This is a genomic window from Isoptericola sp. 178 (assembly GCF_030586525.1).
GTDB lineage: Bacteria > Actinomycetota > Actinomycetes > Actinomycetales > Cellulomonadaceae > Isoptericola > Isoptericola sediminis.
Genome location: NZ_JAUQYN010000001.1, coordinates 833,022 through 845,316 on the forward strand (window position 1 = coordinate 833,022; position 12,295 = coordinate 845,316).

Sequence of the window (12,295 nt, forward strand, 5' to 3'; positions counted from 1 at the left end):
ATCCCTCAGTTCTCGGCGTAGGCGTCGACGGGCGGGCAGGAGCACTGCAGGTTCCGGTCACCGTGCGCCTGGTCGATGCGCCGGACCGGCGGCCAGTACTTCGCCGACCGCAGGCTCGGCACCGGGAACGCCGCCTCCTCGCGGGTGTACGGGTGGTCCCAGGTGTCCACCATGACGGACGTGGCGGTGTGCGGCGCGTTACGCAGCGGCGAGTCCTCCAGCGGCCAGCGGCCGGCGGCGACGGCGTCGATCTCGCCGCGGATCGCCACCATGGCGTCGACGAACCGGTCCAGCTCGCCCAGGTCCTCGGACTCGGTGGGCTCGACCATCAGCGTCCCGGCCACGGGGAACGCCATGGTCGGGGCGTGGATCCCGAAGTCGACGAGCCGCTTGGCGACGTCGTCGACGGTGACGCCGGTCTGCGCGGTGATCTCCCGCAGGTCGAGGATGCACTCGTGGGCGACGAGGCCGTGGTCGCCCGTGTAGAGCACCGGGTAGTGGGGGGCGAGCCGCGAGGCCACGTAGTTGGCGGTGAGCACGGCGTGCTCGGTGGCCGAGGTGAGCCCGTCGGGGCCCATGAGCGCGAGGTAGGCGTACGAGATCGGCAGGATGCCGGCCGACCCGTGCCTCGTCGCCGACACGGGCGGCACGGGCCCGGCCGGCTGCGCCGCACCCGTGCCGGACGGTGTGGGGTCGCCCGGCAGGAACGGCACGAGGTGCTCGGCGACGCCGACGGGACCGACGCCCGGACCTCCCCCGCCGTGCGGGATGCAGAACGTCTTGTGCAGGTTCAGGTGCGACACGTCGCCGCCGAACCGGCCCGGCCGGGCCAGGCCCACGAGCGCGTTGAGGTTGGCGCCGTCGATGTACACCTGACCACCCGCATCGTGTACGGCGGCGCAGACGTCCTGGACGTGCGGCTCGTAGACACCGTGCGTCGACGGGTAGGTGATCATGATCCCGGCCACGCGGCCGGCGTGCTTCTCCAGCGCGGCCTGCAGGTCGTCGAGGTCGATCTCGCCGTCCGAGGCGGTCTTGACGACCACCGCCCGGAGCCCGGCCAGCGTCGCCGAGGCGGCGTTGGTGCCGTGCGCCGAGGCGGGGATGAGCACGACGTCGCGCTCCCCCTCGCCCCGCGAGGCGTGGTACGCGCGGATCGCCAGCAGACCGGCCAGCTCCCCCTGCGACCCCGCGTTGGGCTGCACCGAGACGGCGGCGTACCCGGTGATCTCGGCCAGCCACGACTCGAGGGTCCCGACCAGCTCGGCGTAGCCCAGCGCCTGGTCGGCGGGGACGTACGGGTGCAGGTCGGCGAACTGGGGCCAGCTGATCGGCTCCATCTCGGCCGTCGCGTTGAGCTTCATGGTGCACGAGCCCAGCGGGATCATCGTGCGGTCGAGGGCGAGGTCCTTGTCGCTGAGCGCCCGCAGGTAGCGCAGCATCGCGGTCTCGGAGCGGTGGCGGTGGAAGACGGGGTGCTGCAGGTAGTCCGTGGTGCGCAGCAGCGCGTCCCCGAGAGCGGGCTCGTCGGACGCGTCCGCGGCGGACGCGCCGAACAGGCCGAGCAGCGTCTCCACGTCCTCGCCGGTGGTGGTCTCGTCGCACGCGATCTGTACGTGATCCGCACCGTCGATGTACAGGTTGTACCCGGCCTCCACGGCGGCGGCGCCGATCGCGGCGGCCCGCCCGGGGACGGCCACGCGCACGGTGTCGAAGAACTCGGCGTGCACGACCTCGACGCCGGCCGCTCGCAGACCGGCCGCCAGGGACAGCGCCCGGCCGTGCACCCGCTCGCCGATCGCCCGCAGGCCCTCGGGGCCGTGGTAGACGGCGTACATCGCGGCCACGACCGCAAGCAGCGCCTGGGCGGTGCAGATGTTCGACGTCGCCCGCTCGCGCCGGATGTGCTGCTCGCGGGTGGCCAGCGCCAGGCGGTAGCCGATCTGGCCGTCGGCGTCGATCGAGACCCCGACGAGCCGGCCCGGGAGCTGGCGCTCCAGGCCCTTGCGCACGGCGATGAAGGCGGCGTGCGGCCCGCCGTGGAACAGGGGGACGCCGAACCGCTGGGCCGAGCCCACGGCGACGTCCGCACCGAGCTCGCCGGGGGAGCGGAGCAGGGTCAGCGCGAGGGGGTCGGTCGCCACCGTCACCTGGGCGCCGCGTTCCTTGGCCTCGTCCACCACGGTGCGCAGGTCGAGGACCCGCCCGGAGGCACCGGACTGCTGGACCACCACGCCGACCAGCGACCCCTCGGGCAGCTCGACGCCGGCGGCCGTCAGCTCCGCGAGGCCGGCCTCCAGCCCGTCGGTGAGGTCGGCGACGACGACGGGCAGCCCGACCGCCTCGGCCCGGCCCCGGGTGACGGCGAGCGACTGGCCGAACAGGTCCGCGTCCAGCACGACGTACCCCTGCTTGGCCCGCGAGGCCCGCCACATCAGCGCGACGGCCTCCGCGACGGCGGTCGCCTCGTCGAGCAGGGAGGCGCCGGCGATCTCCAGGCCTGTGAGGTCCTCGATCACCTGCTGGAAGTTGAGGTGCGCCTCGAGGCGGCCCTGGGAGATCTCCGGCTGGTACGGCGTGTAGGCCGTGTACCAGGCGGGGGACTCGAGGACGTTGCGCCGGATGACGGCGGGCGTCACGGCGGGGTAGTAGCCCTGCCCGATCATCTGCCGCTTGACCTGGTTCTTCGCGGCGATCCCGCGGAGGTGGTCCAGCACCTCGGACTCGGTCCGCGCCGCCGGCAGGTCGAGCTCGTCGGGCTGGCGGATCGACGCGGGGACGGCGGCGTCGACGAGCGCGTCGAGGCTCGGGTAGCCGAGCTGGTCCAGCATCGCCGCGGTCTCGTCGCCGCGCGGGCCGATGTGCCGGTCGGCGAAGACGTCCGGGTCGAAGGGGGAGTGGGTCACGAGGAGCGCTCCGAAGGTCGGTGGGCCGGGACCCTCCCCGCTCTGTCATGGGCCTGAGAGTTTGGCCGCCCCGCGCTCGGCGGGACGGGATGCACCGTCGGCGGGCCCGTCCCGTCGGGCGGACCGCTTTTCAGAGTTGCCTCACCGTGGCGGTACTGGGGCCTGAGAGATTCCCGGGGAGGGGTCTTGCTCCTTCGGCGCTGCCGGCGCGCGGCAGACTCTCCCGGCACGGTTCGAGCGGCGTGTTCGGTTGTGGTCGAGCGGTCGAGCGCGGTCAGTCTACCCGGCCCGCCACGACGGCCGAAGGGCTCAGGTCAGCTCGAGGTCGCGGGCGATCTCGACCATCGTGTCGACCACGGCACGGACCGCCGGCCCCGGCTCGTGGCGCGTCGAGCGGTGCCGCACGACGATCCGCCGGGACCCGAGCCCGGGCATCGCGACCACCTCGGTACCCTCCGGCGGCTCGCTGCGGCGCACGGCCAGCGCCGGCAGCATCGCGACGCCCTGCCCGGCGTCCACGAGGGCGAGCGCCGTGTCGAAGTCGAAGTAGCCGTGCCGCACGTTCAGGGTGGTGCCGAGCGTGCGGCCGAGGCGGCGCAGGGCGCGGTCGGCGGCGGTGTTCTGGACGGCGCCGATCCACGGCATGTCCCGCAGGTCGTCGAGCCGCTCGGGCGTGGGCAGGGTGGACGGCACCACGAGCAGCCACGGCTCGTCGATCAGGGGGATGTCGTGCGCGCCGCGAGGGGCGGGGGAGTCGACCTCGACGTCGCGCTCCAGCAGGACGACGTCGAGGTCGCCGGCGCGCAGCATCCGGATCGCGTCCGCCGGCTCGTGCTCACGCACGTCCAGCGTGACCCCGGGGTGGTCCTCGATGAACGGCTGGAGCATCGGGGCGACCACGGACCGGATGGCGGACTGGAACGCACCGATCGTCACGGTGCCGCTCACCCCCTCGCCGAGGTTGGCGATCTCCTGGTGCGCCTCCAGCAGCTCGGCCTCGATGCGTTCGGCGGCGTCGGCGAGCACGCGACCGGCCGGCGTCAGGCTGACGCCCCGGGGGCCGCGGTCGAGGACCGGGAAGCCCTCCTCGGCCTCTAAACGGGCGATCTGCTGAGAGACCGCCGAGGGGGTGACATGCAGAAGATCTGCTGCCGCGAGCACGCCCCCGGAGCGGTGCACGGCAAGGAGAAAGGCAAGTCTTCGTGGGTCGGCAGCCATGTAGCAATGCTAACCGGCTTCTGCAGGAGCGTTCGATTGTCCTGAAGCAACTTCATGCTCCAGAATGGTGCCTGCGCCCGCAGGTAGCACATCGCTCCCGGCTCGGCCGGCTTCGTGGCGCCCACCCCTCAACGTTCGTCGTCGACGACCGTCCCCACTTGTGTTAGGAGGCTAAGCATGTCGCAGACCCTGTCCCTCGTCATCACCGGGCTCGGGTGGTTCGGAGCTCTGATCGGGCTGGTCGCGTATGCGATGGTCTCGAAGGGGCGCTGGGCACCGAACTCGCTCCCGTTCCAGACCGCCAACCTGACCGCCACGTCGACGCTGTTCCTCGTCGCCGCGGTGGAGGGCGTCTGGCCCTCGGTCTTCGCCAACGTCGCCTGGATGGTCATCGGCGCCCAGGCCCTGATGGTCATGGCCAAGGCCCGTCGCACCGGCCGCGAGCACGTGACGCGCGTGCAGGTCGCCCCGCGCGAGCCCGCCGCCGAACCGGTCGTCGCGGCCGCCCCGGCGGTGCTGCGCTAGACCACGGCGCGCGGCGCGACGACCGCCCCCGCTCCCGGGACGACCCCGGGTGACGGGGGCGTTCTCATGCCCGGGACAGACCGCCCTGCCAGGCCACGATCCGGTCCACGGCCCGCGCGACCGTCACCGGGTCCGCGGCGAACGACAGCCGGACCCAGTCACCACCGGTCCGGCCGTCGAAGTCGGTGCCGGGGGTGATCGCCACGTCGGCCTCGGCCAGCAGCCGCGAGCAGTAGGTCACCGCGTCCAGGCCGAAGCGGGAGACGTTCCCGTACAGGTAGAACGCGCCGTCGGCCGGCGCCACGGGTCGCCAGCCGAGCTCCTCCAGCCGGTCCAGCAGCGCGGCGCGCGACGCCCGGTACCGGACCACGTTGTCGGCCGCCGCCTGGTAGCCCGCGGGGGAGAAGGCCGCGATCGCCGCGTGCTGCGCCAGCGCCGGCGGCGACAGCGCCACGTTCCCGGCGAGCGCCCCCACCGGGCCGACGAGCTCCTCCGGCAGGACGAGCCAGCCCAGCCGCCAGCCGGTCATGGCCCAGTACTTGGAGAACGAGTTCACGACGACGGCGCCACCGTCGCCGTGCACCGCCGCGGTCGCCTGCCCGAGGTCGTCCCCGTAGGCGATGCCGTGGTAGATCTCGTCGCTGATCAGGCGCACCCCGTGGTCGGCGCACCAGCGCGCCACCGCGTCCAGCTCGGCGGGCGCGATCATCGTCCCGGTGGGGTTCGCGGGCGAGGCCACGATCAGACCCGCCAGCGGCCCGTCGGCGACGAGCTGCTCGAGCTGGGCGACCGTCGGCTGGTAGCGCGTCTCCGGTCCGCAGTCGATCTCGACGACCTCGCAGCCCAGGGCCGCCAGGATGTTCTTGTAGGCGGGGTAGCCGGGGCGGGCCAGCGCGACCCGGTCACCGACGTCGAACGCCGCCAGGAACGTCAGGACGAACCCGCCGCTGGATCCCGTCGTCACCGCGACGCGGCCGGGGTCGACGTCGACCCCGTACCACCGCCGGTAGTGCCCCGCGATCTCCTCGCGCAGCGCCGGGACGCCGAGCGACTCGGTGTAGCCGAGGTCGCCCTGCCGCAGCAGGTCGGCGGCACGGTCACGGACGACGTCCGAGGCACCGGCCGACGGTTCGCCGGCGCAGAGGTTGAGGACGTCGTGCCCGGCGCTGCGCCGGACGTTGGCGGCCGCCAGGACCTCCATGACGGCGAACGGGGGGACCTGGCTGCGGCGGGAGACCTTCATGCCCCCATGATGCCCGTCCGCCGAGGTCCGGGGCCCGGCCACGGTGCGTACCGTGGCGTCATGGGCAGCGACGACCGCACCGACGGACCGGACCCCGGTTCGCCCCGGGCGTCGGCCGCGTCCGGGGACGACCCGGTGCGCCGTGCCGCGCAGTACCGGGTGGACCGCGAGATCGAGCGCGAGCGCGCCGAGGCCGGGCTCCCGCCCCGCACGGCGGAGGAGGCCGCGGCGGACCGCGCCGACGGGCGCCGCGTGCCCATGTCCGAACGAGCCCGGTTCGCGGACACGGCGATCGACCAGGCGATCCGCCGGGGCGAGTTCGACGACCTGCCGCTGCAGGGCAAGCCGCTGCCCGGCATCGGCGGCTCGCACGACCCGGACTGGTGGCTGAAGAACCTCGTGCAGCGCGACCACATCACCGGCGTCCTGCCCGCCGCCCAGCTGCGCCAGGAGGACGCCGTGCTGGAGGAGACGCTCGACCGCGAGGGCGACGAGAACCGGGTCCGCCAGGTGCTCGAGGACTTCAACGCCCGGGTGGTGGACGCCCGTCGTCAGCTCCGGGGCGGACCCCCCGTCGTCACGCCGACGCGCGACGTCGAGCAGGAGGTCGCACGGTGGCGAGCGCGCCGACGGCGCTGACACGACCACGGGGCGGCACCGCACCGTTCGCGTCCCGCCGCGGCCGTGCCTAGGTTGAGCGCCATGCAGGACGGGGGACCCGAGAGCGCGACCCGGACGCCGGGCACGGACCCGGCGGCCGGTGCCGCCGAGCCCGTGACCACCCCGGGGTGGGAGCCTGACGTGCTGCCCGGGTTCGAGCAGCGGACCCTGCGCCTGGCGCCCGACTTCGAGGGCGAGGTCGACACCACCCTCGTCCGGCCCGTCCCGCCCGCACCGGACGAGGCAGCCCGGCCCGACGTCGGCGTGGACCTGCTCTACGTGCACGGCTGGACCGACTACTTCTTCCAGACGCACCTCGCCGACTTCTGGGAGCGGCTCGGCGTCCGTTTCCACGCCCTGGACCTGCGCAAGTACGGCCGGAGCCTGCGCCCGCACCACACCCCGGGGTTCGTCACCCGGCTGGAGACCTACGACGAGGACCTCGAGGCGGCACTGGCGACGATCGGGCACGGCCGGGACGACCGGGCGGACCGGCGTCTGGTGCTCATGGGGCACTCGACCGGCGGGCTGATCCTGAGCCTGTGGGCCGCCCACCACCCCGGGCGCGCCGCGGCGCTGGTCCTGAACAGCCCCTGGCTGGAGTTCCAGACGCGCAAGGTGGGCCGCCGCGTCCTGGAGCCCGGTGTCCGCGCGCACGCGGCGCTCGCGCCGCGCAGCCATCTGGTGAACGTCGACCAGGGGTTCTACGTCCGGTCCATCTCCCGGCGGTACGAGGGCGCCTGGGACGTCGACCCGGCGTGGCGGCCCGACGACGGATGGCGTGCCACACCCGCCTGGCTGTCGGCGATCTTCGACGGCCACGAGGAGGTCGCCCTGGGTCTCGACCTCGACGTCCCGGTGCTCGTCATGCTCTCGACACGGACGGTCCGCCCGGTGCGGTGGTCGCCGGAGATGCTGCGGGCGGACACCGTGCTCGACGTCGAGGGGATCGCCGAACGCGCCGCCCGGCTGGGCCGCCTGGTCACGATCGCCCGGATCGAGGGAGCCCTGCACGACGTCACGCTCTCCGCGCCGGACGTGCGCGCCGTCGTGCGGCAGGAGACCGAACGCTGGTTCCGCGCCTACGTGCCGACCCGTCCACCCGCACCCGAGCCCGCTCCGGAGGCGCCGTGGTGGCGCCGGTTGTTCGGGCCGGCGCGGGAGCGCTCCGTCGGCTCGGACGCGTGACCCCGGAGCACTCGCGGCCCAGCGCAGGCACGGTTCTGCCGGCAACTGCGGGGTCAGTGCCCCGGACCAGCGATCTCCCGCAACGTGCGCATGTGGGCGTCGAACGCGGACCGGCCGTCCTGGGTCAGGGACAGCCACATGATCCGCCGGGCGTCGCCGCGCTGGGTCGATGCGGCCTTGCGCGAGCAGACGTAGCCGGCAGCGGCGAGGGTCTTGACGTGCTTGGACAGCGTGGCGTCGGAGACCTCGAGAGAATCGCGCAGCAGTGCGAAGTCCACGCTGTCGACGTGGCGCAGGAGCCCGCAGATGCGCAGACGCAGTGGTGCGTGGATGATCTCGTCGAAGCGCGCCTCAGCCACGGCCCAGCTGCTCCACGGCGGAGCGGCAGGCGACACCGGCCAGCCAGGTGGTGATCCCGAACGCCGCGAGGCTCGTCACGGCGACCGCCCAGCGCAGGTCGAGCGACACCAGGCCCAGCGACACGCTGAACAGTCCGAGGCACGCCACCACGACCCCGGCGATCGCCCAGCTCGCGCGCGCACCCAGGGCGCGGAAGCGGATTCCGGTCTCACGTTGCAGCAGATGCACGACGACGAGAACACCGAGGAGTGCTGTCCACGCGGTCGCCGGCGGCTGGTAGTCCGCTCCGGTGTCGGTGGTCGCGGCCGAGGCGACCCACCACGCGCCCAGCGCGCCGAACGCTGCCATCAAAGCCCCCGGCACCCGCACCCGCTGCGTGAGGCGCTGCCGATCGGCAGACATCGCCTCCAGCACCTCGGTGCCCTCGGTGCGTTCCTCATCATCAGGCTTGTCGTCCACGCCGGAACGCTATGGGAGAGTTTCCATCATGGCAAGTGAAGTGCTCGGCGGCCGACGACGACCACCCAGGTCGCGCCCGTCCGCCACGCACGCGTTGCCGTGCGGCGGCCCGCGGGGTCAGGCGAGGCCGAGCTCGACCCGCACGTGCGCCACGATCCCGTCGGCGGCGGCCTCGATCTCGTCGAGGCACACCTCGAAACCGTCCGCGTCGCCGTACCAGGGGTCGTCGACGTCGAGCCGTGACTCCTCGCCCCGGCCCCCGACCTGCGGAGCGTCCGGGTCGAAGGACCTGTACATCCGGATCTGTGGATCTGTACCGTTCGCGAGCCGTCGCAGGACGTCTGCGTGCCGCGACGTCATCGCCAGCACGAGGTCGCGCTCGCCGAGCTCGTCGGCCGAGACCTGCCGCGCCCGGTGGCCGTCACCGACCGCGTAGCCCCGGGCGGCCAGGGCGCGCCGGGCCCGCGGGTCGACGGGGTTCCCGTGCTCCTCGTCGCTGACACCGGTCGAGTCGACCGTCACGCGGTCGGCGAGACCCGCCCCGTGCAGCCGGTCGCGCAGCACCACCTCGGCCATGGGGGAGCGGCAGATGTTGCCGGTGCACACGGTCATCACGCGGTAGATCGTCTCGCTCACGACCCCATGCTGCCACGGCCTCGCGGACCCGTGCCGGGCGTCCGCGGTCGGCGTGGTCGCGCGGCGTGAGGACCCACGACCCCGTACCGTGACCGCATGAGGTGGTCCGCCGAGGGTCTCATCGCCGTCACCGGGGCGTCCGGGCGCGTCGGGTCCCGGCTCGCGTTCCGGCTCGCCGCGGAGGGTGCGCACCAGCGCCTCGTGGTGCGGGACCCCTCCCGCGTCCCACGCCTCGACGACGGCCGCCCCCTGCCGGAGTGCGAGACCGCGGTCGCCGACGGGTACCACGACGACGAGGGCATGCGGGCCGCGTTCGACGGCGTCCAGACGGTGTTCCTCGTCAGCGCCCGCGAGTCGGAGGACCGCGTGGCCGAGCACGTGGCCGCCATCGACGCCGCCGTGCGGGCCGGCGTCGAGCGCATCGTCTACGTCTCGTTCGTCGGCGCCGCCCCCGACGCCACCTTCACGTTCGCCCGGGACCACTTCCACACCGAGCAGCACCTGCGCACCACCGGGCTGCGCTGGACCGTCCTGCGGGACAACCTGTACCACCAGGCGCTGGCGTCGTTCGTCGGGCCGGACGACGTCATCCGCGGCCCGGCCGCGAACGGACGGGTCGCGTCGGTGGCCCACGACGACGTCGCCGACGTCGCCACCGCCGTGCTGCTGGACGAGGATCCCCGCCGCCACGACGGCGTCGTCTACGACGTGACCGGCCCGGAGGCGATGAGCCTGCTCGAGGTGGCGGCCGCGCTGACCGTCGCGACCGGCCGCGAGATCCGGTACCACGCGGAGTCCGTGCCCGAGGCGTACTCCTCCCGGGCGCGGTTCAACGCCTCCGCCGTCGAGCTCGCGGGGTGGGTCTCGTCCTACGAGGCCATCGCGGCCGGCGAGATGGCCACCGTCTCGCACGACGTGGAACGCCTGGTGGGCCGTCCCGCACGGTCGTTCGCGCAGTGGCTCGACGACTACCCGGACGAGTGGGAGTCGCTCCGCCGCAGCGGCCCCGTGGGTCCGGTCGCATAAATCGCTGGGCACCTCCGGCCGCCGGGCGTAGCGTGCTCGGCGTACGCGAAAGGAGGTGATCCGCACGGTGAAGAACCGACGGACGCACGAGGTGGTCGCGGTCTGAGCACCGCGACCACCCGGGACCCGCGGGGGCCACGCCGTCGTCCAGCGTGGCAGGAGGACACCTCCGACCCGCGGGTCCTGCTATCCCTTGACGCAGAACCCCGTGATGGCGTCGGCCGCGATGATGTCGGCCACCGGGTCCGGGCTCGCCGCGCAGTTCGCGACCCCGGACTCGACGATCTCGAAGCCGGTCCAGGCGACCTCGACCGACGTGCTGCCGTCCGCGCACGACACGAGCGCGGTCTGCGTACGGTGCTTGGCGTAGTCGTACAGGACGTACTTGCCCTTCTCGGCACCGGCCAGCGCCTCGGCGGGGTCGGCCGGCCGCGGGACCTGGTCGGCCTCCAGCAGCCCGCCCGCCACGGCGTCTGACACGACGGCCCGCTGCGCGCCGTCGGCGTCGGACAGGTGCCGGGCCCCGGCCTCCTCGCCTCGCTGCCAGTCGTCACGCACCGTCAGCCCGTCGTCGCCGACCTTGATCACCTGCGCCGAGGTGTACATCTCCTGGGTGTCCGGCTCCCCCTGCCACTCCACGACGACGCCGTCCGTGCAGCTGCTCTCGACGGCCGGTGCGGCCGCCTCCTCGGACGCGGCGGCCGACGACGAGGGCTCGCCGCCCGGTTCGTCAGCCCCTCCGCAGCCGGCCAGCACCAGCGCACCGGCGCTCACGAGCGCCACACCCACGGTCCCTCGACGCACCCTCGTCCACATCGCCTCATCGCGTGTCATGCGCCGCAAGGTAGCGGAGCGGAGCCGCTCCCCGGCACCCCTCAGGACAACGATTCGGCAACGGTTGACACGTGTCACCCCTCGAGCCCGTTCTTCCCGCACGGCGGAGGGGCCTCAGTCCCGTCGACGCACGACGACCGGCAGCACCCCCCAGAGCCCGAGCAGCAGGGCCGCGACCGCTCCACCCACCACCAGGCCGACGGCGCGGCTCACCACCACGTCGAAGACGAGCAGGGCCGTGGCCGACAGCGCGACGGCGAGCAGCACCAGCCCGAACCGCGTCATCCGGTCCCCGAGGCTGACCACGGCGAGCTTGAGGCGTCGGCGGAACAACCCCCGGTGGATCGCCACCGGGGCGATGAACAGGCCGGACGTCACCAGGCACACCAGGACGTCGACCAGGTACACCGTGTGCTGGAAGGGGTCGAGGTCGGAGAACCGCGCCTGGAACGGCAGGATGAGCAGGAACCCCGTGAGGATCTGCACGCCCGTCTGCAGCACGCGCAGCTCCTGCAGCAGCTCGTTCCAGTTCCGGTCCGACCGCTGCTCCGCGGTCTCCGGCCGTCCGCCGCGCAGGCGGATCCGGCCCGTCTGGTCGCTCATCTCCCCATCGTGGCTCCTCCGCCGCTCCCGCACACTCGACGGCATACCCCTAGGGGTATTACAGTGGATCGTGTCCGGAGGCGCCCCTTCGCCCCGGAACTCCCGCCGGAAGGAGCACGCCATGTGCAGTCCCGCTCGTTGTCCCCGCTGCGGCAAGGTCACCTGGTCCGGCTGCGGCATGCACGTCGACCAGGTCATGGCCGACGTCCCGCCCGCCGAGCGCTGCACCTGCCGATGACGTCGGCGCCGGACACCCGGGCGCGCCCGGCGGCACCGGCGCGTCGACCGGTCAGCGCACGCCGGGTCGTCGTCGGCGTGCTGGCCGCCGCCGCCCTGGCCGTCTGGTACGTCACCGCCGCCGGCGTCCCGGGCGCCGCGGCCACCGGACTGCTGGTCGTCAGCGCCGCGATCGGCGGCTCCACGCTCGCCACGTACGTCCCGCCGACGGGGACCCGGTGGCGTGCGGTGCTGGGCTGCGGACCCTGCGACGTCGCGGCGGCGGCGACCGTGCTGGTCCCGCCCGTCCTGCTGGCCGGCTCCCCGACTGCCACCATGGCAGTCGTCGCCGTGCTCGCGACCGCCTTCGGGCGCTACCAGCGCCGGGCCGCCGCGGCGACGGCCTGCCCCGTCTGAGCAC

General features: G+C 73.7%; 13 protein-coding genes and 1 riboswitch. Of the genes, 5 read left to right on the forward strand and 8 right to left on the reverse strand.

From position 1 onward, the window contains the following. Positions 1-5 precede the first annotated feature (5 nt). Both gcvP and Q6349_RS03895 read right to left on the reverse strand, forming a co-directional pair. Positions 6-2,906: an aminomethyl-transferring glycine dehydrogenase gene (gcvP, locus tag Q6349_RS03890; RefSeq protein ID WP_304602943.1), complete on the reverse strand. Its 2,901-nt coding sequence runs from the start codon at positions 2,904-2,906 to the stop codon at positions 6-8. Between the two features lie 140 nt (positions 2,907-3,046). Then, positions 3,047-3,142: riboswitch (glycine riboswitch) on the reverse strand. Positions 3,143-3,215: 73 nt separating this feature from the next. Next, positions 3,216-4,124 carry a LysR family transcriptional regulator gene (locus tag Q6349_RS03895; protein ID WP_304602944.1) on the reverse strand — a complete coding sequence of 303 codons (909 nt, stop codon included), beginning with the start codon at positions 4,122-4,124 and terminating at the stop codon, positions 3,216-3,218. Positions 4,125-4,301: 177 nt separating this feature from the next. Here Q6349_RS03895 and Q6349_RS03900 point away from each other — a divergent pair, with 177 nt between their 5' ends. After that, positions 4,302-4,649 carry a hypothetical protein gene (locus Q6349_RS03900; RefSeq protein WP_216077440.1) on the forward strand — a complete coding sequence of 116 codons (348 nt, stop codon included), beginning with the start codon at positions 4,302-4,304 and terminating at the stop codon, positions 4,647-4,649. A gap of 64 nt (positions 4,650-4,713) precedes the next feature. Here Q6349_RS03900 and Q6349_RS03905 read toward each other — a convergent pair whose 3' ends face one another. Then, positions 4,714-5,892 carry a pyridoxal phosphate-dependent aminotransferase gene (locus Q6349_RS03905; RefSeq protein ID WP_304602945.1) on the reverse strand — a complete coding sequence of 393 codons (1,179 nt, stop codon included), beginning with the start codon at positions 5,890-5,892 and terminating at the stop codon, positions 4,714-4,716. Between the two features lie 60 nt (positions 5,893-5,952). Between Q6349_RS03905 and Q6349_RS03910 the strand changes: the two genes are divergently transcribed. Both Q6349_RS03910 and Q6349_RS03915 read left to right on the forward strand, forming a co-directional pair. Beyond that, positions 5,953-6,531, forward strand: a complete 579-nt coding sequence (locus tag Q6349_RS03910; protein WP_304602946.1) for a DUF1992 domain-containing protein — start codon at positions 5,953-5,955, stop codon at positions 6,529-6,531. 63 nt (positions 6,532-6,594) lie between these two features. After that, positions 6,595-7,740 carry an alpha/beta hydrolase gene (locus Q6349_RS03915; protein ID WP_304602947.1) on the forward strand — a complete coding sequence of 382 codons (1,146 nt, stop codon included), beginning with the start codon at positions 6,595-6,597 and terminating at the stop codon, positions 7,738-7,740. Between the two features lie 53 nt (positions 7,741-7,793). On the opposite strand, the gene Q6349_RS03920 is transcribed toward Q6349_RS03915, so the two are convergent. From Q6349_RS03920 to Q6349_RS03930, 3 genes are all read right to left on the reverse strand, one after another. Continuing rightward, the gene (locus Q6349_RS03920; protein WP_304602948.1) at positions 7,794-8,099 is read right to left on the reverse strand and encodes a transcriptional regulator; all 306 of its coding nucleotides are present in this window, start codon (positions 8,097-8,099) and stop codon (positions 7,794-7,796) included. Further along, the gene (locus tag Q6349_RS03925; protein ID WP_304602949.1) at positions 8,092-8,559 is read right to left on the reverse strand and encodes a hypothetical protein; all 468 of its coding nucleotides are present in this window, start codon (positions 8,557-8,559) and stop codon (positions 8,092-8,094) included. Before Q6349_RS03925 ends, Q6349_RS03920 begins: the two co-directional genes overlap by 8 nt. Positions 8,560-8,676: 117 nt before the next feature. Continuing rightward, on the reverse strand, positions 8,677-9,171 hold the full coding sequence (locus Q6349_RS03930) for a low molecular weight protein-tyrosine-phosphatase (protein WP_171246794.1): 495 nt from the start codon (positions 9,169-9,171) through the stop codon (positions 8,677-8,679). A gap of 120 nt (positions 9,172-9,291) precedes the next feature. On the opposite strand from Q6349_RS03930, the gene Q6349_RS03935 reads away from it, so the two are divergent. Beyond that, positions 9,292-10,221 carry an SDR family oxidoreductase gene (locus Q6349_RS03935; protein ID WP_171246715.1) on the forward strand — a complete coding sequence of 310 codons (930 nt, stop codon included), beginning with the start codon at positions 9,292-9,294 and terminating at the stop codon, positions 10,219-10,221. A gap of 186 nt (positions 10,222-10,407) precedes the next feature. On the opposite strand, the gene Q6349_RS03940 is transcribed toward Q6349_RS03935, so the two are convergent. Beyond that, entirely contained in the window at positions 10,408-11,055 is a 648-nt protein-coding gene (locus tag Q6349_RS03940) for a hypothetical protein (protein WP_304602950.1), read from the reverse strand. A gap of 114 nt (positions 11,056-11,169) precedes the next feature. Next, a complete protein-coding gene (locus tag Q6349_RS03945) occupies positions 11,170-11,658 on the reverse strand; it encodes a DUF6328 family protein (RefSeq protein WP_304602951.1) in 489 nt (162 codons plus the stop codon). Between the two features lie 234 nt (positions 11,659-11,892). Between Q6349_RS03945 and Q6349_RS03950 the strand changes: the two genes are divergently transcribed. Next, positions 11,893-12,291 carry a hypothetical protein gene (locus Q6349_RS03950; protein ID WP_304602952.1) on the forward strand — a complete coding sequence of 133 codons (399 nt, stop codon included), beginning with the start codon at positions 11,893-11,895 and terminating at the stop codon, positions 12,289-12,291. Positions 12,292-12,295 lie beyond the last annotated feature (4 nt).